At 65.2% G+C, this 24438-nt stretch carries 21 protein-coding genes, 2 tRNA genes, 1 pseudogene and 1 riboswitch; of the genes and pseudogenes, 3 read left to right on the forward strand and 21 right to left on the reverse strand.

Going from position 1 to position 24438, the window contains the following annotated elements; all coding sequences use genetic code 11:
- Positions 1-223 precede the first annotated feature (223 nt).
- Complete coding sequence (locus A0J57_RS15515; protein ID WP_061939581.1) at positions 224-1177, forward strand: phytoene/squalene synthase family protein; 954 nt, start codon at positions 224-226, stop codon at positions 1175-1177.
- Positions 1178-1278: 101 nt separating this feature from the next.
- On the opposite strand, the gene A0J57_RS15520 is transcribed toward A0J57_RS15515, so the two are convergent.
- The 12 genes and pseudogenes from A0J57_RS15520 to A0J57_RS15570 all read right to left on the reverse strand — a co-directional run bounded on the left by A0J57_RS15520 (position 1279) and on the right by A0J57_RS15570 (position 11076).
- Positions 1279-2622 carry an ammonium transporter gene (locus A0J57_RS15520; RefSeq protein ID WP_061939579.1) on the reverse strand — a complete coding sequence of 448 codons (1344 nt, stop codon included), beginning with the start codon at positions 2620-2622 and terminating at the stop codon, positions 1279-1281.
- Positions 2623-2633: 11 nt separating this feature from the next.
- Positions 2634-2972 carry a P-II family nitrogen regulator gene (locus tag A0J57_RS15525; RefSeq protein ID WP_013847864.1) on the reverse strand — a complete coding sequence of 113 codons (339 nt, stop codon included), beginning with the start codon at positions 2970-2972 and terminating at the stop codon, positions 2634-2636.
- A gap of 282 nt (positions 2973-3254) precedes the next feature.
- Positions 3255-3830, reverse strand: coding sequence for a DUF924 family protein (locus tag A0J57_RS15530; protein WP_025549955.1), 576 nt, complete (start codon positions 3828-3830; stop codon positions 3255-3257).
- Positions 3831-3885: 55 nt separating this feature from the next.
- Positions 3886-5190: pseudogene (tldD, locus tag A0J57_RS15535) on the reverse strand (metalloprotease TldD); the annotation flags it as partial.
- 230 nt (positions 5191-5420) lie between these two features.
- Positions 5421-5648, reverse strand: a complete 228-nt coding sequence (locus A0J57_RS15540; protein ID WP_025549953.1) for a zinc-finger domain-containing protein — start codon at positions 5646-5648, stop codon at positions 5421-5423.
- 55 nt (positions 5649-5703) lie between these two features.
- A complete protein-coding gene (locus A0J57_RS26645) occupies positions 5704-5877 on the reverse strand; it encodes a hypothetical protein (RefSeq protein ID WP_165363344.1) in 174 nt (57 codons plus the stop codon).
- 88 nt (positions 5878-5965) lie between these two features.
- A tRNA-Val gene (locus tag A0J57_RS15545) sits at positions 5966-6041 on the reverse strand.
- Positions 6042-6126: 85 nt separating this feature from the next.
- Positions 6127-7131 carry a winged helix DNA-binding protein gene (locus A0J57_RS15550; protein ID WP_173664376.1) on the reverse strand — a complete coding sequence of 335 codons (1005 nt, stop codon included), beginning with the start codon at positions 7129-7131 and terminating at the stop codon, positions 6127-6129.
- A gap of 248 nt (positions 7132-7379) precedes the next feature.
- The gene (locus A0J57_RS15555; RefSeq protein ID WP_025549951.1) at positions 7380-8231 is read right to left on the reverse strand and encodes a D-amino-acid transaminase; all 852 of its coding nucleotides are present in this window, start codon (positions 8229-8231) and stop codon (positions 7380-7382) included.
- A 104-nt stretch (positions 8232-8335) separates the two neighbouring features.
- Complete coding sequence (gene rpoN / locus A0J57_RS15560; RefSeq protein ID WP_061939574.1) at positions 8336-9850, reverse strand: RNA polymerase factor sigma-54; 1515 nt, start codon at positions 9848-9850, stop codon at positions 8336-8338.
- Between the two features lie 48 nt (positions 9851-9898).
- The gene (gene lptB / locus A0J57_RS15565) at positions 9899-10684 is read right to left on the reverse strand and encodes an LPS export ABC transporter ATP-binding protein (RefSeq protein WP_025549950.1); all 786 of its coding nucleotides are present in this window, start codon (positions 10682-10684) and stop codon (positions 9899-9901) included.
- A gap of 305 nt (positions 10685-10989) precedes the next feature.
- Positions 10990-11076, reverse strand: a tRNA-Leu gene (locus tag A0J57_RS15570).
- 149 nt (positions 11077-11225) lie between these two features.
- Here A0J57_RS15570 and A0J57_RS15575 point away from each other — a divergent pair.
- A complete protein-coding gene (locus A0J57_RS15575; protein ID WP_061939572.1) occupies positions 11226-11618 on the forward strand; it encodes a hypothetical protein in 393 nt (130 codons plus the stop codon).
- Between the two features lie 9 nt (positions 11619-11627).
- Here A0J57_RS15575 and gltB read toward each other — a convergent pair whose 3' ends face one another.
- The 9 genes from gltB to A0J57_RS25050 form a co-directional block, all read right to left on the reverse strand.
- Positions 11628-16166: a glutamate synthase large subunit gene (gene gltB, locus A0J57_RS15580; protein WP_061939569.1), complete on the reverse strand. Its 4539-nt coding sequence runs from the start codon at positions 16164-16166 to the stop codon at positions 11628-11630.
- 86 nt (positions 16167-16252) lie between these two features.
- Entirely contained in the window at positions 16253-16966 is a 714-nt protein-coding gene (locus A0J57_RS15585; RefSeq protein WP_061939567.1) for a DUF2059 domain-containing protein, read from the reverse strand.
- Complete coding sequence (locus A0J57_RS15590; protein WP_061939565.1) at positions 16966-18417, reverse strand: NAD(P)-dependent oxidoreductase; 1452 nt, start codon at positions 18415-18417, stop codon at positions 16966-16968. Before A0J57_RS15590 ends, A0J57_RS15585 begins: the two co-directional genes overlap by 1 nt.
- A 165-nt stretch (positions 18418-18582) precedes the next feature.
- On the reverse strand, positions 18583-19392 hold the full coding sequence (locus A0J57_RS15595; protein ID WP_061939563.1) for an undecaprenyl-diphosphate phosphatase: 810 nt from the start codon (positions 19390-19392) through the stop codon (positions 18583-18585).
- A gap of 157 nt (positions 19393-19549) precedes the next feature.
- Positions 19550-20488, reverse strand: a complete 939-nt coding sequence (locus A0J57_RS15600) for a complex I NDUFA9 subunit family protein (protein WP_044662978.1) — start codon at positions 20486-20488, stop codon at positions 19550-19552.
- 103 nt (positions 20489-20591) lie between these two features.
- Positions 20592-21170, reverse strand: coding sequence for a TMEM165/GDT1 family protein (locus A0J57_RS15605; RefSeq protein WP_025549943.1), 579 nt, complete (start codon positions 21168-21170; stop codon positions 20592-20594).
- A gap of 94 nt (positions 21171-21264) precedes the next feature.
- Positions 21265-21382, reverse strand: a riboswitch (yybP-ykoY riboswitch).
- 111 nt (positions 21383-21493) lie between these two features.
- Positions 21494-22393: a UTP--glucose-1-phosphate uridylyltransferase gene (locus A0J57_RS15610; protein WP_025549942.1), complete on the reverse strand. Its 900-nt coding sequence runs from the start codon at positions 22391-22393 to the stop codon at positions 21494-21496.
- Positions 22394-22480: 87 nt separating this feature from the next.
- On the reverse strand, positions 22481-22909 hold the full coding sequence (locus A0J57_RS15615; protein WP_025549941.1) for a hypothetical protein: 429 nt from the start codon (positions 22907-22909) through the stop codon (positions 22481-22483).
- Between the two features lie 198 nt (positions 22910-23107).
- Positions 23108-23281 (reverse strand): DUF1674 domain-containing protein, encoded by a 174-nt coding sequence (locus tag A0J57_RS25050; RefSeq protein ID WP_064485884.1) that lies wholly within the window; start codon positions 23279-23281, stop codon positions 23108-23110.
- Positions 23282-23386: 105 nt separating this feature from the next.
- On the opposite strand from A0J57_RS25050, the gene htpX reads away from it, so the two are divergent.
- The gene (gene htpX / locus A0J57_RS15620) at positions 23387-24319 is read left to right on the forward strand and encodes a zinc metalloprotease HtpX (RefSeq protein ID WP_173664375.1); all 933 of its coding nucleotides are present in this window, start codon (positions 23387-23389) and stop codon (positions 24317-24319) included.
- Positions 24320-24438: the final 119 nt, after the last annotated feature.

Genomic DNA, 24438 nt, shown 5'->3' on the forward strand with positions numbered 1-24438 from the left:
CGGCTATGCGGCGTGGACAAATTCAAGAGTCGCCGGATTGGGTGATTTGGGTGGAATCAGAACATTCCCCTCCCGCCTGCGGGAGGGGAATGTTCTGATTCCACCCAAATCACCCAATCCGGCGACTCTTGAATTTGTCCACGCCGCATAGCCGTTTCTCAACTTCGCTCGAAATGAACGGAGGTCGGGTGACTTTGGCGCCTGCGCAGGGCATGTCCTGACCATGTCCTCCGAATTTCCTGACCGCCCCTCCCTCATCGCCCAGGCTCGCGACAGCATCGCCAGGGGTTCCAAATCCTTCGCGCTCGCTTCCAGACTCTTCGACCGTTCCACCCGCGAACGGGCATGGCTGCTCTACGCCTGGTGCCGCAAATGCGACGACATCGCGGACGGGCAGGACCATGGCGGCACGATGCGCGGCGTCGCGGACGGTCAGGCGCGCCTTTCCACCATCCGCGTGCTGACCGGTTCGGCGCTTCAGGGCGAACCCACCGGAGACCCGGCCTTCGACGGCTTCGGCCTCGTCATGCGCGAATGCGCGATTCCGGAGCGCTACGCTCATGACCTGATCGAAGGCTTCGCCCTCGACGCACGCGAATGGCGCCCGCGCAGCGAGGCGGACATGCTGCGCTACTGCTACCATGTGGCGGGCACGGTCGGCTGCATGATGGCTGTCCTGATGGGCGTCGATCCCGGCGACGAAGCCACGCTCGACCGCGCCTGCGATCTGGGCCTTGCCTTCCAGCTCGCCAATATCGCCCGCGACATCAGCGAGGATGAGGCCGCCGACCGCTGCTACCTGCCGGAGGAATGGCTGGTCGAAATGGACATCCCGCCGGGCGAGCATATGAAGCCGTGGGTCCGCCCGCGCCTCGCCATCCTTGCCCGTCGCATGGCCAACATGGCCGCCGCCTATGAGGAAAGCGCCCGCCACGGCACCGGCGCCCTGCCGCCGCGTTCCGCCTGGGCGGTCCTCGCCGCCGCCGGCATCTATGGCGACATCGCCCGAGAAGTGGCGCGCCGGGGCGACCATGCCTGGGACCATCGCGTCACCACGCCGAAAGGCGACAAGCTCCGCTGGGTCCTTCGCGCGGGCCTTCAGGTGCCGGGCCGCGCCCGCCGCTGGCCCACCGGAACATCGCGGCCGGACATGCTCTGGACCCGCCCCCGGACCTGACAAAAAAAGGGACCGATACTTGCGCATCGGTCCCAAGGCATGTTCGCAGGAGGAACAAGGTGGGGCGGGCGGGCCGTCCTTACCGGCCCGCCCTGCCAAACTTACGGGTTGTAGGCGCGCTCGCCATGTTCGCCGAGGTCGAGGCCTTCCAGTTCGACCTCCTTGCTGACGCGCAGGCCGGTGACCGCCTTGGCGATGAAGATGGCGATGGCGGTGCCGATCGACGCCCAGACGATGGTGGTCAGGACCGCTTCGATCTGGACGATCAGCTTGGCGCCCATGTCATAGTCCGCAGCGCCCGGACCGCCCAGCGAGGGCGAGTAGACGATGGCGGTGCCGATGGCGCCGATCATGCCGCCGATGCCGTGGATGCCGAAGGCGTCCAGCGAGTCGTCATAGCCGAGCTTCGGCTTGAGGACGGTGACGGCATAGAAGCAGACGATCGAAGCGACGGCGCCCAGGACGATCGCACCGAAGGGGCCGGAATTGCCGGCGGCCGGGGTGACGGCGACCAGACCGGCGATGATGCCCGAACAGAAGCCCAGGGCCGAACCCTTGTGGCCGTTGACGCGCTCGGCAAGCATCCAGAACAGACCGGCCGAGGCGGTGGCGACGAAGGTGTTGATCATCGCGAGAGCGGCCGAGCCATTGGCTTCCAGCGCCGAACCGGCGTTGAAGCCGAACCAGCCGACCCACAGCAGGCCGGTGCCGACACCGGTCAGCGTCAGGCTGTGCGGCGGCATCGGTTCCTTGGGGAAGCCCACGCGCTTGCCCAGAATGAGGCAGGCGACCAGCGCCGAGACGCCGGCGTTGATGTGGACCACGGTGCCGCCCGCGAAGTCCAGCGCGCCAGCCTTGAAGAACAGGCCGCTCGCTGCCCAGACCATGTGCGCAATCGGGAAGTAGACGATGGTCAGCCACACGATGGCGAACACCATCACGGCCGAGAATTTGATGCGCTCGACCACCGAACCCAGCACCAGCGCCACGGTGATCGCGGCAAAGGTCATCTGGAAGCTGACGAACACATATTCGGGGATTTCGACGCCCGCGGTGAAGGTCGCCGCCTGCGATGCGGGCGTGATGCCCTTCAGGAAGGCTTTGTCGAAGGTCGAGATGAAGTTGCTGAGGCCGCTGGTGTAATCCGGGCCGAACGCCATGGAATAGCCGTAGATCACCCAGATCAGCATGGCGAGGCAGGCCACGGCGCCGATCTGCGTCATGACCGACAGCATGTTCTTGGTGCGGACCAGGCCGCCATAGAACAGCGCCAGGCCGGGCAGGATCATCGCCAGCACCAGGACCGTGGAGGTCATCATCCAGGCCGTATCGCCCTTGTCGACGGTGGCCGCGGGCGCGGCGGCCTGTGCCCAGGCGGGCATCGCGGCGAACAGCGACAGGCCCATGGCCCCCGCGACGCCGCTAAGCTTCTTGGAAAAGGTCATTAATTCCCCCCTTACAGAGCGGTTTCGCCGGTTTCGCCGGTGCGGATGCGCACTGCCTGCTCGACATCGAGAACGAAGATCTTGCCATCGCCGATGGCGCCGGAATTGGCGGCGGCCTGGGTGGCTTCCACGACGCGCGGCGCGAGGTCGTCGTCGCAGACCACCTCGATCTTGATCTTCGGAACCATGTTGGTCGAATATTCGGCGCCGCGATAGATTTCGGTCTGCCCCTTCTGGCGGCCGAAGCCCTTCACTTCGCTCACCGTCATGCCGGCGATGCCGAGCGAGGAAAGTGCCTCGCGGACATCGTCAAGCTTGAACGGCTTGATGATAGCCATGACAAGTTTCATGTCGCCCCCTGTTACTGGTGTGCGACAAACTACTCAGCAAGAGGCGTGCCAATTCGTAAAAGGCGGGTTAATGCGGGCTTTTGATGCGGTGCGTCAAAACAGGGCGCTGAAAAAATGGGCAGCGTCAGGACGATGCTTAAAAATTAGGCAGGCCGTTGCCGATGATCAGGCCCTCCCCCAATTGGGATGAGCCATACGCCCAATCGTAACGAAGTCATCCCAGTCATCATGCTGAAACACATTCAGCATGACGGACGAATGGGGCAAAGCCTTACCAAGCCTTCACCAACTCCCACCTTCCTTCGCCGCTTCTTCCTCGCCCGGTCTGTTCGCGCGACCCAGCGTCGCATTACGATGCGGAAAGCGACCGAAGCGTTCAATCATCTCATAATGCTCCCGCGCAAAGGCCAGCGACTTCTCGTCGCCCGCTCCCTCGAACAGGCTCAGCGACAGTTTCTGGTCGTCCAGCGCTTCGCTGTGCTGGAAGGGCATGTAGAAGAACAGACGCCCCGCCCCGCCGATCTGGATGTCATAGCCATGGGCAACCGCACCGCGCGCCACTTCCCTGGCAAGAGGATCGGTCGAAAACGCCGCCGCCGATCCCCTGAACATGTTGCGCGGCAACTGGTCGAACAGCAACACCGCCGCCAGCGCGTCATCGGCCCGTTCCAGAAACTCTTCGGCGGGCAAATGGCGCTTTTCCTCCCATAATGCGCGGAAGCGCGCCTGACAGGCCCGGTCCAGCGCCGGATCATGGCTCCACCACCCCTGTTCCCCGATCCGGTTGAACCAGAAATCCAGCAGGGCAGCCGCCCAATCGGCGGTCACCGCATCATGGCTGTCGGTCAGCATGTTCATGAAAGAGATAAAGACGCACTCTCACGCTGGTTCCTCCGCCCGTGGCGTTGGTGCCTCAGGTCGCCGTGCCGCCAACGGTAAGGCCCTCCATCAGCAGGGTGGGCTGGCCCACGCCCGCCGGCACGCTCTGCCCGGCCTTGCCGCACATGCCGATGCCTTCGTCCAGCGCCCAGTCATGGCCGATGCCGATCACCTTGGTCAGCGCCGTCGGCCCGTCACCGATCAGCGTCGCGCCCTTGATCGGCTCGCCCAGCCTGCCATTCTCGACCTTGTACGCCTCGGTGCAGGAGAAGACGAACTTGCCCGACACGATGTCGACCTGCCCGCCGCCGAAGCTCTTCGCGAAAATGCCCGACTTCATCCGGCTCAGCAGCTCTTCCGGATCGTCCTGTCCGCCCTTGATGAAGGTGTTGGTCATGCGCGGCATCGGGGCGTGCGCATAGCTTTCGCGGCGGCCGTTGCCGGTCGGCTCCACACCCATCAGCCGGGCGTTCAGCCGATCCTGCATATAGCCCTTGAGGATGCCGTCCTCGATCAGCACATTTTCCTTCGTCGGCGTGCCCTCGTCATCGATGGAGAGCGAGCCGCGCCGGCTCATGATCGATCCGTCGTCGACCACCGTGACTCCCGGCGCGGCGACCCGCTGGCCCACGCGGCCGGAAAAGGCGCTGGTGCCCTTGCGGTTGAAGTCGCCCTCCAGGCCGTGCCCAATGGCTTCATGCACCAGCACGCCCGGCCAGCCCGGTCCCAGCAGCACGGTCATCTCGCCCGCAGGCGCGGCCACGGAACGCAGGTTGACCCGCGCCTGCGCCAGCGCCTCGTCAATGGCGCGGTTCCAGATGGCGGGTTCCATCACCTCATCGTAGAGATAGCGTCCGCCAATGCCGAACACGCCCGTCTCCCGGCGGCCATTCTCCTCCAGGATGACGGAGACGTTGAGCCGCACCAGCGGGCGGATGTCGGTCGCGGTAAAGCCGTCGGCGCGCACGATCTCGACCACCGACCAGCTTCCCGCCAGGCTCACCGACACCTGCGCGACGCGCGGATCGCGGGCGCGGGCGGCGGCGTCGATGGCGGCGCAGAGCGTCACCTTCTCGGCAAAGGGCACGATCTCCAGCGGATTGACGTCGGTATAGAGATGGCGGTTGGTGTGCTGCGGCGGCGGCGCGGGCTGCCCCTTGGCCGGATCGAGCAGCGTCAGCGTCTCGGCTGCCCGGCGGATCGCGGCTTCGCTGATGTCGTTGGCATGGGCGAAACCGGTCATCTCGCCCGACACGCCGCGCAGGCCGAAGCCCGCATCGGTCGAATAATCGGCGGTCTTCAGCCGCCCGTCGTCGAAGCCGAAGCTCTCGCTCGCCCGCGTGCTTCCGGTGCTCACCTACTTTGAGTAGGCTGCGCTCCGGGTCACGGAAAACCACCATTTTCGGCTCGTCATCTTCTGAATGTCGATTGGCTCTAAGCCCAATTAAAAAGGCATTTCCGTCATCCCGCGAAGGCGGGGATCCATCTCCCCCACTCGCGTCAGGCGGAACGTGCAGGAGATGGATTCCCGCCTTCGCGGGAATGACGATTTGAATGGGATTGCCCTACTTAAAGGCTGGCGCCCGAAGGAATATCCGGCAGCCCGGCGATTTCCGGCGTATCCGCAACGCTGCCGGCCAGCACGAAGCGGCGGTCGCAATAGCCGCAGTCGATATAGCCATGCTCATCGATCTCAAGGAAGACGCGCGGATGGCCGAGCGCGGCGGGAATGTCGCCCGAACCGTCGCAGGAGACGCGGGACTTGGTGACTCGGATGATTTCAGGCGGCTGGATCATGGCCGCACCGATTAGCAGCGCTGGCGCTGCGCCGCAATATCCGTGGAGACGGGGCTTACATCAGCAGCAATGGTGGCTTCTTTTTCGGGCAGGGCTTCTCCACGCCCAGGTCCACCGCCTTGGCCGGCGCTTCCCAATCCAGGCAATCGCGGGCGGCCGCCAGCGAAACCGGCGAAAACATCAGCAGGAAGGGGGCCACCGTTCCAGCGAGAAGAAGCGTGAGAGACATGATGCAAGTGCCTCACAAAAGCGTTCCGTTGCCGGAACCTTACGCCATTCCCCCGGCCGCGGGAACAGCTTTCTCGAAGAAGGGGGCATGGTGGGCGATGACGGGCTCGAACCGCCGACATTCTCGGTGTAAACGAGACGCTCTACCAACTGAGCTAATCGCCCGATGCCTGTCCTGATGCCAAGCGTCCGGTGCGCGCCTATCTACGGCAATCCGGGCGTCGGTCAAGCGGCGATGCGCACCGGTACGTCACGCGCACAGGAAACGGCGGCTGGCGGTGAACCAGCGGGTCAGCGCCTCCGCCGTGTGGTCGGCCAGCGCGATGAAAACGCGGCGCCCGTCATGCGGATCGGCCTGCCTGTCGACAAAGCCCATCTCGGTCAGCGTCCTGATCCAGCGCAGCGCGGTGGTGGGCGGCACGGCCGATGCGATGCACAGGCTGGACACGGACACGCGCTCATGCTCCAGCCGCGCCGCCAGCAGGTCCAGCAGCATGTCCCAGGCCGGGTCAGCGAACAGATCGGCGGGCAGGAAATCGTCGCGCAATCGGCGCGCCCGCAACAGGTCGCGCACCTGCGCCGCTTCCAGGGCCGCGGCATCGGCGGACTTGTCGGCGCTGCCGATCGGTTCCAGCGCCGGCATGCCGATATAGTCGCTCGGCTCGTCCGATATGCGGGGCCCCAGTTCGAAGGACGGCGTCGCATGGCGCGGGCGCAGCGTCAGCGCCTCCAGCGTGCGGGCGAGGCGGCTCACCTCGTCGCTCAACTGTTGCAACCGCAGGCCTTCATTATCCCGGTTCGCCTCGTGCAGCGATCCGGACGGCCTCTGGCGGGCGGCCGCCAGAAGGGCGGCGGCCAGATCCGTATGCCCCGGCCGGCAAAGCAATTGCGTCCGCTCGCTGCGCAGGCAGGCATAGGCAAGATCGACGGTTCCCAGATCGGCCACCAATATGACCGGCATGTCGTTCTGCAGGGCCAAGGTCTCGATCTGCACCAGCAGCCGCTCGATCATCGGATCGGGCGTCGGGCAGAAGCACAGGATGATGTCGCAGCCGATCTGCACGTCCAGCCGGGTCGACGCCTGGTCCAGCGGCACCGTGCCCAGCAGCCGAAGGCCCGCCGCCTGGCTCAGCATCGCGGCGTCGTCCAGATAGATGTCGTCGGCCAGGATCAGCAGGCCCGGCCGCTCGTCCCGCGCGCCGAAGGGTTGGTCCAGGGATGCGCCGAAACCGATCTCATCATGATCCAAACCCACGCCGAAAATCTCCATCCTGTTTGTTCCAGCTTATCGCAACGCCGTCGTTACGCAGCCAAACCATTCTCCATTATGGAGATAATGCCGCCCATCGCGTTCAGGGAGCGCCCTGTAAACGGCTCTTTTCCAGCCTCACCGTAACGGACCGCCAAAATGGAGCCTCGATCCCCGCCGAAATGGCGGCATTCCCTTAGTTCATCCGAAATGGATCAAGTTTTGCGCGTTCTTTTGCTCAAACCGCCTTTTGCTCAGACAGCGGTGCGCCGCGCAAAGTCGATATAGAGCGTGCGCAGCCGCATCGCGAGCGGGCCGGGCTTGCCGTCCCCGATGGCCCGGCCGTCGATCCGCACCACCGACTGGCAGAGCGTCGACGCGCTGGTGATGAAGGCTTCCTTCGCCGCCAATGCCTCGGCAACGGTGAAGGGGCGGCGGACGATGGCGATGCCGCTTTCCTCCGCCAGTGCGGTCAGCGCCGCGCCGGTGCAGCCCGCCAGCACCGCCTGACTATAGGGCCGGGTGACGATGCCCTCTTCCGTCACGATGAAGGCGGTGGACGAAGCCCCTTCGGTGACGAAGCCGTCCTCGACCATCCAGGCCTCCTGCGCGCCTGCTTCGGCGGCGGCGCGCTTGGCCATGGCCTGGGCGAGCAGGCCGACGCTCTTGATGTCGCGCCGCGCCCAGCGCAGGTCGGGCATGGTCGCGACCGCGATCCCGTTGCGCACGGCGGGCACGTCGAGGAAAGGCTTGGCCTGGACGAACATGACCAGCGTGGGCTGGATGCCGGGCGAGGGCAGGAAATCGCGGGTCGCATCGGCGCCGCGCGTGATCTGGAGATAGACCAGCCCTTCGGCCAGCGCATTGCGCGCCACCAGTTCCTTCTGTGCCGCCTCGATCTCCGTCAGGGAGAGGGGCAGGGCGATGCCGATCGCTTGGGTGGACCGCTCCAGCCGGGCGAGATGGGACGCGCTGTCGACCAGCTTGCCGTCGATCACCGCCGCGACCTCATAAATGCCGTCCGCGAACAGGAAACCGCGATCCAGCACGGAGACCTGGGCTTGCTCCAGCGGCAGGAAGCGGCCGTTCAGATAGGCGATGGACATGGGATGACGATGAAATCCTTGAGGGAATAGATGGCTGATGTTGCCGCTTGTGTTGGCCGGGTCAAGCTTATGAGCGGATTTGTACCCTCTCCCCTAAACCCGCGCTAAGCCGCCTGCCCGCGCAACGCCTTCTGCCGCCGCCGCTGCACCGATGACCCGATCCCCATCGCCTCGCGATATTTGGCGACGGTGCGGCGGGCGATGTCCATGCCCTTGGCGCGCAGCAGGTCGACCAGCGTGTCGTCGGACAAGATGGCGTCGGGCGTCTCCGCCGCGATCAGCGCCTTGATGTGGCTCTTGACTGCCTCAGCCGACACCGCGCCGTCGCCCCCGGCCGCAGAAACGCCGCTGGTGAAGAAATATTTGAGTTCGTAAAGCCCGCGCGGGCAGGACAGATATTTGTTCGACGTCACCCGGCTGACGGTCGATTCATGCATCTGGATCGCATCCGCCACGGCCTTCAGCGTCAGCGGCTTCAGATGCTCCACGCCCTTGCGGAAGAAATCCTCCTGCTGGCGGACGATCTCGCTCGCGACCTTGATGATGGTTTTCTGCCGCTGGTCGAGCGCCTTGACCAGCCAGTTGGCGCTGGCGAGGCAATCGGCCAGCCAGGCCTTGGACGTCTTGTCCTGCGGACCGGACGCCAGCTCGACATAATAGGTCCGGTTGATCAGCACGCGGGGCAGGGTGGCGCTGTTGACCTCGATCGCCCAGCCCTCCCGCGTCGGCCGCACGAACAGGTCGGGCGTCACCGGCGCCGCGCTCTCGGTGGAAAAGCGCAGGCCGGGCTTGGGGTCATAGCCGCGCAGCTCGCGGATCATGTCCGCCATATCCTCCTCGTCCACGCCGCAGATCCGGCGTAGCTGCGGCAGCGCTCCCTTGGCGAGCAGGTCCAGATTGGCGAGCAGCTTCGCCATGCAGGGATCGTAGCGATCGACCTCTTTCGCCTGCAACGCCAGGCATTCCGACAGCGACCGCGCGCCAACCCCGGTCGGATCGAAACCCTGGATCACCGCCAGCACCTGTTCGACCTGAAAGAGCGGCACCCCCATGCCATGGGCGGTCTCCAGCAGATTGGCCTCCAGATAGCCGGCCTCGTCGATCTGCCCGATCAGTTGCGCGGCGATCATCAGGTCCATGCCCGACAGCGCACTGCGGGCCTGATCCATCAGATGTTCCTGAAGGCCCTGCTCCGGATTGGCGAAGCTGTCGAAATCCGGCGCCTCGCCGCTGCCGCCGGACAGCAGGTCCATGCCGCCGGAACCGATGGCCGCCGTCGCCATCCGGTCGCCCGGCCCATCGTCGATGAAGGTCTCCGCGCCATAGTCGACGTCCAGCGGCGAATCCGCGCCGCCCAGACCCTGGCCGATCAACTGGTCGGCATCGCCGGTCTCGGCGCGCAGGTCATGCTGTTCCGCCGCCCGGTCCACGCCGTCGGCGGGCGGCGCGAAATCATCCGCTCCGCCGGATTCCAATAACGGGTTCTTTTCCAGTTCACCCGCGACGAACGCCTCGATCTCCAGATTGGACAGCGCCAGCAGCTTGATCGCCTGCTGAAGCTGCGGCGTCATCACCAGCGACTGGCTCTGCCGCAGGTCGAGACGGGGCGCGAGCGCCATCAGCCTTCCCCCTCGCCGCCGTCAGGAAGGACCCGCCCGCCGCCCATGTCAGAGCGAGAAATTCTCGCCCAGATAGAGCCGACGCACATCGGCATTGGCGACCAGCTCCGTCGGGCTGCCCGCGAACAGCACCTTGCCGTCATAAATGATGCAGGCGCGGTCCACGATCTCCAGCGTCTCGCGGACATTATGGTCGGTGATGAGGACGCCGATGCCGCGCGTCTTCAACTGCTTCACCAGGTCGCGAATATCCGCGATGGACAGCGGATCGATGCCCGCGAACGGCTCGTCCAGCAGCACGATCGAAGGATTGGCCGCCAAGGCGCGGGCGATCTCGCACCGCCGCCGCTCGCCGCCCGACAGCGCCATGGCGGAGGAATCGCGCAGCCGGGTCAGGCCAAATTCCTCCAGCAACTGTTCCAGCCGCGCCTGCCGCGCCGCCCTGTCCGGTTCCGCCAGTTCCAGCACCGCGCCGATATTCTGCGCCACGGTCAGGCCCCGGAAGATCGATGTTTCCTGCGGCAGATAGCCCAGCCCCAATATCGACCGGCGGTACATGGGCAGGCCGGTGATGTCCTGCCCGTCCAGCACGATGCGGCCATGGTCCGGCCGCACCAGCCCCATCACCGAATAGAAGCAGGTCGTCTTGCCCGCGCCATTGGGGCCGAGCAGGCCGACCACCTCGCCCTTGCCGACGGTCAGCGACACATCGGCCAGCACGACGCGCTTGTCATAGCTTTTGGCGATGGAGATGACGGACAGGCCTTCTCCCACTTCCTGCGGGGGAAGGGGCGATGCCGGGGCTGAGCGGTCCTGCATCATCACGTCGTCCATCACGTCATCCTTGCTGCCGCATGCTTCTTGCGGGTTGAATCCATGACCCGCGCGGCAATTGGCAAGCTTTGTGCATGGGATCGCCGCCGGGGCAAGGGGAAAATGGTTCCATGCGCCTTTTAGGGCTGTGAAAGGCCGCAAGATTGGGACTGGCGGTGGCGCTTTCAATGACGATGGCGGGAAGCATCCTCGGTTGGCGAGCGCGCCCGGCCAGATTTTCCAACCAGCCAACCATATGCCGCCCGCGTCCGCATCGCTGCGTCCCCGAACTTGGCGATGATGGGACTATTGGATCTCAAGGAAAATGGTGCGGTCGAGAAGACTCGAACTTCCACGGCCTTTCGGCCACAACGACCTCAACGTTGCGCGTCTACCAATTCCGCCACGACCGCACATTTTCCGGGAACCGGCGGGGCCGGTGCCTTGGTAGGAGGCGGCCCTTAGCAAAGGCTTTTTCCTCATGCAACAACCGATCTTCATTTGCGTTGTTTTGGTAGGAGAAAGTCAGGGGGCGGGTGAAGGATAGAGGAAGGGTTGCCCCATGTCCGCGCGTTTCTGGTTGTTTTCATGTGCATGTGCCGGGGTGGCGCTGACCGGCGGCTTCGGTCTGGGCCTATACGCCACGACACAGCCCAGGCCTGGAACCGAAACCTCCTTGCCGCAGGCGGTCAGCCCCGACGGGACCGGTTACGACATGGGGTCTGCCGATCTGACCGGCCCCGCCATCGTTCGCTGCGACGGCTGCGGTCCGACGCTTGCGGACAGGCAGATGGCGGCCGACATGGCTGGCTGGGACGGAACGTTGCCGGTCTCCATCGAAAGATTCGCCAATGGCGAGAGCGAAGGCAGTTTCCAGCCGGTCCGGATCGCGCAGGCGCCCGAAAGCAGAACGTCCGCCGAGGAAGCCCCGGCGGACGCTGCCCTGTCTTACTGAACCGGCCGCTTATTCGGCGGCAACGACCTGCGTCGGCGCATCGCTCAGCGGATGGGCGAGGCGGCCCACCATTTCCTTCGGGCAGACCTGCCAGAAGTAGCGGCGCCAGCGGTCCCAATCGTCCAGGATCGTGTTCGACCATTTGCTGTCGGTCGCCACCGCATGCTGGGCGATCAGCGCCTTCAGCTCCGCCTCCCAATGGGCGCTTTCCAGCCGCTGCCAGACGATGCTTTCCGGATTGGCGCGCGTCGGGAAGCTGCCGTCCTCGTCCAGGATGAAGGCCATGCCGCCCGTCATGCCCGCGCCGAAATTGGCGCCGGTCCTGCCCAGGATGACCGCGGTGCCGCCGGTCATATATTCGCAGCCGTTCGCGCCGCAGCCCTCGACCACCACCTGCGCGCCCGAATTGCGGACGGCGAAGCGTTCCCCGGCCTGTCCCGCCGCGAACAGCTTCCCGCTGGTCGCGCCGTAGAGCACGGTGTTGCCGATGATGGTGTTGTCCTTGCTCGACAGAGGCGAGGACACCGTGGTGCGCACCGTGATGATGCCGCCCGACAGACCCTTGCCGACATAGTCGTTGGCGTCGCCGAAGACCTCCAGCTTGATGCCCTTGCACAGGAAGGCGCCCAGCGACTGGCCGGCCGAACCGCGCAGCCGCACGGTCAGATGGCCGTCCGCCAGCGTCGACATGCCGAACTTCTCCGTGACGGCGGCCGACAGGCGGGTGCCCACGGCGCGATGCGTGTTGCGCACCGTATAGGTGAGCTGCATCTTCTCGCCGCGTTCGAACACCGCGCGGGCATCCTTCATCATCTGCGCGTCAAGGCTGTCGGGCACCGGGTTGCGCCATTCCGTCAGGCTGAAACGGCGCTGGTCGTCGGGCGCATCCACCTTGGCGAGGATCGGGTTGAGGTCCAGATCGTCCAGATGCTCGGCGCCGCGATTGACCTGCTTCAGCAGTTCGGTGCGGCCGATCACCTCGTCCAGGCTGCGATAGCCCAGACGCGCCAGAATCTCGCGCACTTCCTCCGCGATGAAGGTCATGAGGTTGATGACCTTCTCTGGCGTCCCGGTGAACTTCTCGCGCAGGCGCTCGTCCTGCACGCAGACGCCGACGGGGCAGGTGTTGCTGTGGCACTGGCGCACCATGATGCAGCCCATGGCGACCAGCGACAGCGTGCCGATGCCGAACTCTTCCGCGCCCAATATCGCCGCGATCACGATGTCGCGGCCGGTCTTGAGCCCGCCGTCGGTGCGCAGCTTCACGCGATGGCGCAGGCCGTTGAGGGTCAGCACCTGATTGGCTTCGCTGAGGCCCATTTCCCACGGCGTGCCCGCATATTTGACGGAGGTCTGCGGCGAAGCGCCGGTGCCGCCGACATGGCCCGCGACCAGGATGACGTCTGCGTGGGCTTTTGCCACGCCCGCCGCCACGGTGCCGATGCCCGCCTGGCTGACCAGCTTCACGCAGACGCGGGCGCGGGGATTGATCATCTTGCAGTCGTAGATGAGCTGCGCCAGATCCTCGATCGAGTAGATGTCATGGTGCGGCGGCGGCGAGATCAGCGTCACGCCGGGCGTCGCATGGCGCAGCTTGGCGATGAACTCCGTCACCTTGAAGCCGGGGAGCTGGCCGCCCTCGCCGGGCTTGGCGCCCTGCGCGACCTTGATCTCGATTTCCTCGGCCGACCCCAGATACTCCGCATGGACGCCGAAGCGGCCCGACGCGATCTGCTTGATCACCGAATTGGCGTTGTCGCCATTCTCATAGGGCTTGAAGCGGTTCGCATCCTCGCCCCCTTCGCCCGACACGGCCTTGGCGCCGATGCGGTTCATGGCGATGGCCAGCGTCTCATGCGCCTCCGGAGAGAGCGCGCCGAGCGACATGCCGGGCGTCACGAAGCGCTTGCGGATTTCCGTGGTCGCCTCGACCTCATCGATCGGCACCGCCTCGCGGGCGAAGTTGAACTCCAGCAGGTCGCGCAGATAGACCGGCGGCAGGTCGCGCACGCCGCGCGAGAATTGCAGATAGGTCGAATAGCTGTCGGTCGCGACCGAGGTCTGCAACAGGTGCATGAGCTGCGCCGAATAGGCGTGCGTCTCGCCGCCATTGCGCTGGCGGTAGAAGCCGCCGACCGGCAGGCGCACGATGGCGCTGTCATAGGCGGTGTCGTGGCGCAGCTTCGCGCTGTAGTGGAGCGACTGATAGCCCTCGCCCGAAATCTTCGCGGGCATTCCGGGGAACAGGTCGTTGACCAGCGCGCGGCTGAGGCCCACCGCTTCGAAATTATAGCCGCCGCGATAGCTGCTGATGACCGCGATGCCCATTTTGGACATGATCTTCAGCAGGCCTTCGTTGATGGCGATGCGATAGCGTTCGAAGCAGGCGTCCAGCGTCAGATCGCCGAACAGCCCCCGCGCATGGCGGTCGGCGATGCTGGCTTCGGCCAGATAGGCGTTCACCGTGGTCGCGCCGACGCCGATCAGCACCGCGAAATAATGGGTGTCGAGCGCTTCGGCGCAGCGCACGTTGATCGAGGCGTAGCTGCGCAGGCCCTTGCGGACGAGATGGGTGTGGACAGCCGCCGCCGCCAGCACGCCCGCTATGGCGACGCGATCGGCGCTGACATGCTCGTCGGTCAGGAAGATTTCGGTGCGGCCTTCGCGCACGGCCTGTTCCGCTTCCTCCCGGATGCGGGCGATGGCGGCGCGCAACTGCTCCTGCCCGCCCTCGGCCGGGAAGGTGCAGTCGATCTCGGCCACCGCAGGGCCGAAATGCCCCTTCAGCTTCGCCCATTCGGAAGAGGTCAGCACCGGCGAATCCAGCACCAGCACATGGCTGTTCTGCGCGTCCTGCTCCAATATGTTGTGGAGGTTGGAAAAGCGCGTCTTCAGGCTCATGACATAGCGTTCCCGCAGCGGATCGATCGGCGGGTTGGTGACCTGGCTGAAATTCTGGCGGAAGAAATGGCTGACCGTGCGCGGCTTGTCGGAAATGACGGCGAGCGGCGTGTCGTCGCCCATCGATCCGACGGCTTCCTTCGCATCCTCGACCATCGGCGCGAGGATCAGCTCCATGTCCTCAAGCGTCAGGTTGGCGGCGACCTGACGGCGCGTCAGTTCGGCCTTGTCCCATGAAGGCAGGGCACTGGGCACATCGCCCAGATCATTGACCGTCATGAAGTCCTTGATCAGTTCAGAATAGGGGCGCTCGCCCGCAATCTGGTCCTTGATCTCATGATCGTCGTAGATCGTGCCTTCCTGCAGGTCGACGGCGATCATCTGGCCCGGACCCATGCGGCCCTTCCGCACGATGGTGGTTTCGGGAACAACGACCATGCCGGTTTCCGATCCCACGATCAGCAGATTGTCGCCGGTCAGCGTGTAGCGCAGCGGGCGCAGCGCATTGCGGTCGACGCCCGCCACGACCCAGCGGCCGTCGGTCATCGCCAGCGCGGCGGGGCCGTCCCACGGCTCCATCACGGAGGCGAGATATTCATACATGTCCGCATGCGCCTGGGGCAGTTCGGCGCTGGCCGACTGATAGGCTTCGGGCACCAGCATCAGCTTCGCGGTCGGCGCGTCGCGGCCCGAACGGCAGATGGCTTCGAACACGGCGTCGAGCGCGGCGGTATCGGACGCGCCCGCCGGTATCACCGGCTTGATGTCCTCCGACTGCTCACCGAAGGCGAGCGAAGCCATCTTGATCTCGTGGCTCTTCATCCAGTTCTTGTTGCCGCGGATGGTGTTGATCTCACCATTATGCGCGAGCGTGCGGAACGGCTGGGCCAGCCACCATTGCGGGAAGGTGTTGGTCGAATAGCGCTGGTGGAAGATCGCGACCCGGCTCTCGAACCGCTCGTCCTGAAGGTCCGGATAGAAGACCGACAGCGATTCCGCGAGGAACAGCCCCTTGTAGATGATCGAGCGGCACGACAGCGAGCAGATGTAGAAATCCTGAATCTGCGCGGCGATCACCTTCTTCTCGATCCGGCGGCGGATGAGGTAGAGGTCCTTTTCGAACTCGGCCTGATCGCGTTCTTCCGGCATGGGACCGGCGATCATGATCTGCTCGATTTCCGGACGGGTGCGCTGCGCCTTCTCCCCGATGACGGAGACGTCGACGGGCACCTGGCGCCAGCCATAGATGGTGTAGCCCGCGTCGATGATCTCCGCCTCGACGATGGTGCGGCAGGTTTCCTGCGCGCTCAAATCCGTGCGCGGCAGGAAGATCATGCCGACGGCAAGGCGGTTGGGCAGCGGCTTGTGGCCGGAGTCGGCAATGGCGTCATCGAAGAAACGCACCGGCAGGTCGACATGGATGCCCGCGCCGTCGCCGGTCTTGCCGTCGGCGTCGACCGCGCCGCGATGCCAGACGGCCTTCAGCGCGTCGATGGCGCTGGCGACCACGCGACGGCTCGGGCGGCCGTCCGTCGCGGCGACCAGTCCGACGCCGCAGGCATCGCCTTCCATTTCCGGGTGATACATGCCCTCGGCCGCGATCCGTGCGCGTTCTTCGGGGCTGGCCATGAAATTGGTGTCGGTCATGATGACTTACCCTTGCCTGTGGCCGTCCCTGTCTTTGGGTAAGGCCGCTGTCATTCCGTTGGTTTCCGGCATCGCCGGCGCTTTTGTCAGTGGGCCTTCTTGGCGTCCGCGCCGAGCAATGCGGTGAGACGCTCGCGTTCAGCCTTCGTCAGATCATTATAGGTTCGCGGCTTGGGCAGCTTGGCGAGTTCCGCCGTGGAGGATTTCATGATCTCCGGCATGGCCTGCATCATTTCAGGCATGATCTTCTGCATCCGCCCGATATAATGCGGGTCGGCGGCCAGCTCCATGAAGCCCGCGCCGAACTTGGCGCCGACGGGCGTTTTCAGGAACGCACCGATCTGATCAAGCTCGGCCGCGCTGTAGCGATGGGCGAACGCTTCCGCCATGCCTTCCCGCATGTCCGGTTCATAACGTCCCATGAAACGACCCATGGCCGGCATCATGCTGTTGACGATCACGTCCATCCGCTTGCGGAAATTGGGATCGATGATCGCCATCATTTCCTCGATCGTGCCTTCACCCAGATGTTCCGCCCGCTCCGGGTCGAGGCCGCCGACCTTCAGGAACTCGCGGATCGGCATCCTGGTCATGCCGTCGATCATCGGTCCCATCATCTTCTGCATCATCGGCCCCATCATCTTTTCCATGGTGCCGTTGGGCAGGATGACGGCGGCAATCGGCTGAGCCTTGGTCAGCAGTGCCGGATCGACAGACTGGACGGCTGCCGCCTGAACCGGGGTCTGCGCCTCAGCCGCGATCGGCGTCGCCAGCAGGAGGAGGAGGAGGGCGGCGCGCATCAGGCCGCCTGCCTTTCCCCGGCCGCCGCTTTCGCCTTGGCCTTGAGATAGCGGTGCATATGTTCGGTCACGTCGCGGCCGTCGCGGATCGCCCAGACCACCAGCGAAGCGCCGCGCACGATGTCGCCCGCCGCGAACACGCCGTCCATGCTGGTCATCATCGTCTTGTGATCGACGCGCAGCGTGCCCCAGCGGGTGACGGACAGGTCCTCCGCGCCGAACAGCCTGGGCAATTCCTCCGGATCGTAACCCAGCGCCTTGATGACGAGGTCCGCGTCCAGCGTGTGCTCCGTGCCGGGATCGGGTTCCGGCGCACGGCGGCCCGATGCGTCGGGCTGGCCAAGGCGCATCTTCGTGACCTTGACACCGGTCACATGCTCCGTGCCTTCAAAGGCGATGGGCGCGGAAAGCCAGACGAATTCAACGCCCTCTTCCTCGGCATTGGCGACCTCGCGCTGCGATCCGGGCATATTGTCGCGGTCGCGGCGATAGAGGCACTTCACCGAAGTCGCGCCCTGACGCACGGCGGTGCGGACGCAGTCCATGGCCGTATCGCCGCCGCCGATGACGACGACCTTCTTGCCATTGGCGTGCAGCGAACCGTCCTCATGTTCCGGCACGGCGTCGCCGAAACCGGCCTTGTTGGAGGCGATCAGGAAGTCGAGCGCCTTGACCACGCCCGGCGCGCCGACGCCCGGCGCCTTGATGTCGCGCGGCTTGTACACGCCGGTCGCGATCAGGATGGCGTCATGGCGGCCGCGCAGCTCCTCCATGGTCGCGTCGCGGCCGACCTCGAAGCTTTCGTGGAAGACAATGCCGCCGTCCTTCAGCCGTTGGATGCGGCGCATGACCACATCCTTCTCCAGCTTGAAGCCGGGAATGCCATAGGTCAGCAGCCCGCCCGCCCGGTCGTGCCGGTCATAGACATGCACCTCATAGCCTGCGACCCGCAGATATTCGGCGGTCGTCAGACCCGCCGGACCCGCGCCGATCACGCCGACCGACTGGCCGGTGGGCGCGCCGGGGACCAGCGGTTCGACCCAGCCTTCCTTCCAGGCGGTGTCGGTGATGAACTTTTCGACCGAACCGATGGTGACGGAGCCGTGACCCGAAAATTCGATGACGCAATTGCCCTCGCACAGCCGGTCCTGCGGGCAGATGCGGCCGCAGATTTCCGGCATGGTGCTGGTCAGGTTGCTGAGTTCATAGGCTTCGCGCAGCCGCCCTTCGGCGGTCAGGCGCAGCCAGTCGGGGATATGGTTGTGCAGCGGGCAATGGGTCGAGCAATAAGGCACGCCGCATTGCGAGCAGCGCGACGCCTGTTCCTCCGCCCGATCCAATATGAAGCTGCGGCTGATTTCCAGAAAATCGTCGGCGCGATCGTCGGCCGAACGCTTCTCGGGATAGGCTTGGCCCGTTCCCACGAATTTCAGCATTGGATTATCTGCCATGATGAGTCCCTGAAATGAATTTGCAGGGAGCGCATAGCAGAAAAACCCGCAGAGTCACGCGGATTCTGCGAATTATGTCAGCATGATTGACCTATTTTCCGGGAAATGCCTCCGGAACTTCTCCGCTCCTGAAATAATCTTGCGTTAAATAGGTCCGTTTCGGGCTTATCGCAGGGAAAGCCACAGCAGGGCGGCTATTCCCGCGACGATTCGGTACCAGGCGAACGGCGCGAACCCATGGCGCGACACCAGCCCCACAAACCATTTGATGACCAGCACGGCGACGATGAAGGACACCACGAATCCCAGCGCGATGCTGTCCCATCCCACCGCGCCGGAGGTGATCTTGTCGCCATTCTTCAGCAGTTCCAGCGCGGACGCGCCCAGCATGGTCGGGATGGCGAGGAAGAAGCTGAACTCCGCCGCCGTGCGCCGCTCCACCCCCAGCGTCAGCGCGCCCATGATCGTCGCGCCCGACCGGCTGACGCCCGGGATCATGGCCAGGCACTGGATGAAGCCGATGCCCACCACCCGCACGAAGGGAATGTCGGCTATGCCGTGGAACCGGTTTTCCTTCACCATCCGCTCGATCGCCAGGATCGCCACGCCGCCGACGATCAGCGCCCAGGCGACGACCCGCGGCGCGCCCAGCAGTTCCTCGATATGATTATGCAGGGCAAGGCCGATCACCGCCGCCGGAATGAAGGCGACCAGCAGATTGCGCAGGAAACGCCAGCTCGTCGGCTCCCTGCGCAGCAGGCCCATGCCCACCGCCCAGAATGTGCGCCAGTACAGCACCACCACCGCCAGGATCGCGCCCAACTGGATGATGACGTTGAACATCGCCCAGGTGGACGCGTCATAGCCCAGCAATTCGCTCGCCAGGATCAGGTGGCCGGTCGAGGATACGGGCAGGAACTCGGTCAACCCCTCGACGATGCCAAGCAGGATGACTGTCAGATAATGCAGGTCCATGGAGGGATGCAGTCCTTATGGGGCGAACAAAGGGAAACCCTCCCCCGGGGCGGGAGAGGGCATTGGGTGCGTTGCGGCCATTGTGCAGAAGCGAATGGCCCGCGCAAGACGGCCCGTCGCGGTCCGATGTCGGTCCGGCTGATCGGATTCCGGCGGATCAGGCCTGAACCCGGCCCGCGAAACGGCCATGCTTGCGGTAGCGGACCAGCCATTTCTCCGCGACAGCCGGCATCGGCGTGGGCGCGACGCCCAGTTCGGCCAGCCCGTCCGCGCCGGGCGCGACGACATTGTCCTTGGCCAGCATGGACAACTGGTCCCGCGTGATCGGTCCGCCCGGCAGCATGGCGATCAGCGAGGCGACCGAAGCGGGAACGGCGCACAGGCTGCGATCGCGGCCGATGGTCCTGGCGATCCAGGCGTTGAGTTCCCGCATCGTATAGGTCTGCGGCCCGCCCAGTTCATAGGTCTTGCCGCCATGCTCGCCGGGATTTTCGGCGGCGTTGGCGACGGCCTGCGCCACGTCCGCGACATAGACCGGCTGGAACCGGGTGTCGGCGGCGATCACCGGCACCACCGGGGCGATGCGGACGATCTCCGCAAAGCGATTGAGGAACCGGTCCTCCGGTCCGAAAATGATCGAGGGGCGCAGGATGGTCGCATTGGGGAAGGCGGCCTTGACCGCCGCCTCGCCTTCGGCCTTCGACCGGCCATAGGCGGAGGGGCTCTGCGCATCCGCGCCGATGGCGGAGATGTGGACGAGCGCCTGGACGCCCGCCTCCGCCGCCGCCCTGGCGACGTTCGCCGCGCCGTCATGGTGCGAACCCTGGAAATCGCCGGAGAGCACCCCCACCAGATTGATGACGATGTCGCTGCCGGCAATGGCGCGGGCGACGCTTTCGGGCTTGCGGATGTCCGCCGCGACGAACTGCGTCTGGCCAAGGGCGCCCAGCGGCTTGACGCGCACGGCGGTCGACAGATCGCGCTGCGCCACGCGCACCCGGGCGCCGCGCGCCATCAGCGCCTGGGCGACCTGCCGCCCCACAAAGCCGCCGCCGCCGAACACCGTAACCAGACTGTCCTTCATCACGCGTCCCATGCCTGTCTGTTCAAAGGGAATGACTCTGCGCATCCCCTGTCATCCGATAAGGAATGGCTTTCCGCCATCCCCTTGCAACAGCCGCGGCCCGCTGACAACTGCTTTACCCGATCCAGCCCCGCAAATCAGCAATCATCCACAGGCCCAGGCCCAGGAACAGCAGGGCCGCCCCGATCTGGAGCGCGCGCATCGGCACCTTCTTCGCCAGCACCTCGCCGAACAGCACGGCGGGCACGTTGGCGATCATCATGCCCAGCGTCGTGCCCGCAGTGACCGCCAGCACATTGTCGAACCGCGCGCCCAGCATCACCGTCGCCACCTGCGTCTTGTCCCCCATCTCCACCAGGAAGAAGGCGACCAGCGTGGTCAGGAAGACGCCCGCCTTCGACGGCGCGCGCAACGGCTCATCCTCGTCGATCCTGTCGGGGATCAGCGTCCACGCGGCCATCGCGACGAAGCTGGCGGCGACGGCATAGCGGAACCATGGCTCCGTCAGCACGCCGGCGACCGAATGGCCCACCAGCGCGGCGAGGAAATGATTGGCCAGGGTGGCGGCGAATATGCCCGCTATGATGGGCGCCGGCTTGCGAAAGCGGGTGGCGAGCAGCATCGCCAGCAATTGCGTCTTGTCCCCCATTTCCGCGAGCGCGACGAGGGCGGTGGAGGTGAGAAATGCTTCCATCAGGGTCTGTCCGGGCCGGGCGAAGGTGAAGACGCAATGCCACCATCCCCTCCCGCCCGGCTGGACGGAGAAGATGATGCCATTGGTCTCGCCCGATGCGGAAGGACGCTGAAGGTCTCCCGCATCCCGCCCGCCATGGCCTCTCGGCCAAATATGTTGACGAACGGCCCGCTCCCTCGGGAACGGCTGGCTACTCCCCAGATGACGCAGGGGCCCATAGGATGAATCGGCGGCAGAGGCAAGACCGCCCGGCGCTGTTGCCGCGCGCCGCAGAAACGGGAAAGGCGTGGCGGCCGGCCACGCCTTTCCTCTCCATCGCCCTGTCAGGCCGCGGCGGCGATCCCGCTGACGCCCAGTTCGGCCAATGCGAACTTGCGGATATGCTCGCCCATATCCTCGCGGTCCAGCGCAAGGGCGAGGTTCGCCTCGATATATCCTGCCTTCGATCCGCAGTCGAAGCGGCGTCCATCGAAGGTCACGCCATGGAAGGGCTGGGTGCCGATCATCGACGCCATGGCATCGGTAAGCTGAATCTCGCCGCCGGCGCCCTTCTCCTGCGTCTCCAGGATCTTCATCACTTCGGGCTGGAGGATATAGCGGCCCGGCAGGATCAGGTTGGACGGCGCCGTGCCCGGCGCGGGCTTTTCCACCAGTCCCTTCACCTCGGTCAGCGCGCCGTCGCGCTGGCCCGGATCGATCACGCCATAGCTCGGCGTGTCGGCCATCGGCACTTCCAGCGCGCAGACCAGATTGCCGCCGACCCTGTCATAGGCATCGACCATCTGCTTCAGGCATCCCCGGCCGGGCGCGCCCTTCATGAATTCGTCGGGCAGCAGGATCGCGAAAGGCTCATCGCCGACAATGTCCCGCGCACACCAGATGGCGTGGCCCAGGCCCAGCGGCTCCTGCTGGCGCAGGAACACCGCATTGCCCGGCGACAGCCGCGTGCCGTCCAGCGCGGACAGGTCCTTGCCCCGCTCGCGCTGCGTCGCCTCGGCCTCGAAGGCCATGTCGAAATAATCCTCGATCGCGCCCTTGCCGCGGCCGGTCACGAAGATCATCTGCTCGATCCCCGCTTCCCGCGCTTCGTCCACCGCATATTGGATCAGCGGACGGTCGACCACCGGCAGCAATTCCTTGGGCACCGACTTGGTCGCCGGAAGAAAGCGCGTGCCAAGACCTGCGACAGGGAAAACGGCTTTGCGAATCGGTTTGTAGGACATGAGGCTCCTGTTTCTTGGCTCGCGCGCGGAATGAAGGCTTCGCCCTCCGCCGCATAAAGATCAAGCGTGGAAGATTACTTAACCCGTTCAGACAGCCAGCAGGCGCTGCGCCACCCTTTCGAGGGAAGCAATTTCCGCTTCGAGTTGCTCAAGCGAGACATGCGTCTGATTGTTCCGCGCATCGCGGCATGTGAAGCCGCCGGGCGCGGGCTGCTGAAAGCCGCCGATGATGAGCGACCGGAACCGGTCGATCCTCTGCATGTCGCGCTCGATATCCGCTATTTCCGTCAATGCGCCGGCATTGCGCCTGTCCCGCATCGACACCATGGTCCGCAGTTCGGTCATCAGCTTCGTCATGCCCGGACGGGTCCGGGCACCCACGGTCCGCACATCCCCCATGGCTTCCCGCATCATCGCGATCTTCGCCTCCAGGCTCTGTTCCAGCATCGTCCAGGCACAGACCAGACGACCCACTGCACACAGAAGCGCCGCATCCTCTGGCGCGTAATCCGACACTGACCTCACATTGACTTCGGCAACCACGTTCACTTCATCCGCGCCCCGGTATGTTATGCTTTCCGCTCGGATAAAAGCCTGCCCGTTTTGCAGCGCAAAAGGCTAGGGGGGCGTTCGGTGCCGCCCGCATCCGCGGCACAGGCCATCGCCAACTGTGCCCAAACAGCGATGAACCGTTAACCGTCTTTGGCGGTCGGATCAGAAATCGATAGCGATTCCCTTGCGTTCCCAGTCGCCGTAGCGAACGGGGCTCAATAACTCGTCATGGCGGGAGGGACTGTCGATCGGGTCGGGCTGCGGCACCGGCGGGCTCTTGGAAAGGTGCGCGGGTGGCTTCACATGCGCGGGGCGCTTGCCGTTGAAGGTTCCCATCGGTCCATCCTTTCGATTGCGGGGGCGTCATCGCCACCCCATATTCAGGGGCGCCCCATATTCAGAGTAAGGCCGCTATCTGGGCCGTAAAGGAGACTTTCGCAAGTGAGTGGGATGAAGACGGTGATGCTGCTGTCGGCGCTGACGGCGCTGTTCATGGCATTGGGCTACACGCTGGGCGGCGGCGGCGGCGCGGCGATCGCGCTGCTGGTGGCGGCGGGCATGAACCTGTTCACCTTCTGGAACGCCGACAGGATCGTGCTGTCGATGCATCATGCGCGGGAGGTGGATGCGCGGAGCGCGCCCGAATTCTACAGCCTCGTCGCGGACCTCGCCCGGCGCGCCGATCTCCCCATGCCGCGCGTCTATCTGATCGATGAGCCGCACCCCAATGCCTTCGCGACAGGCCGCGACCCGAAGCATGCGGCCGTCGCCGCCACCACCGGCCTGCTGTCGATGCTCAGCCGGGACGAAGTGGCGGGCGTCATGGCGCATGAACTGGGCCATGTGCGCAACCGCGACACGCTGATCATGACGATGGTGGCGACCATTGCGGGCGCGATCTCCATGCTCGCCAATTTCGGCCTGTTCTTCCGCGGCGGCAATCATGACAACAGCCATGGCAATGTCGCCGCGACGCTGCTGGCGGTGATCGTCGCGCCTTTCGCCGCGATGATCGTGCAGATGGCGATCAGCCGCACGCGCGAATATGGCGCCGACCGCGCCGGCGCGGAGATCAGCGGCAATCCCCGCGCGCTCGCCTCCGCCCTCGCCAAGATTTCCGGCCGTGCGGAGGCGATTCCCAATCCGGTGGCCGAACGCAATCCCGCCGCGGCCCAACTCTATATCGTGCCGGTGCATGTCAGCGAGCTTTTCTCCACCCACCCGGCAACGGAAAAGCGCATCGCCGCGCTGGAGGAGATGGCGGGCGGCCCATCCCTGCCGCCGCGCGCATCCGCCCTATCCCCGTCAGCCCAGTTTCCGGCAGCGACCCGAGCCCGCAAGTCGAGCGCGCTCGATCCGCTGCGCCGCGATTAAGTATCGCACGCCGCTGGCATCCTTGCACCCCATTCCCACGAGCCGCTTGTCCCGTGGGAACGCGCGGCCTGGGTCCGATTTAACGCAGCGCGCTCAGGCGCCGCCATTCCGGGACAAGG

The sequence above is a fragment of the Sphingobium sp. 22B genome, from assembly GCF_001580035.1.
Lineage (GTDB): Bacteria > Pseudomonadota > Alphaproteobacteria > Sphingomonadales > Sphingomonadaceae > Sphingobium > Sphingobium fuliginis.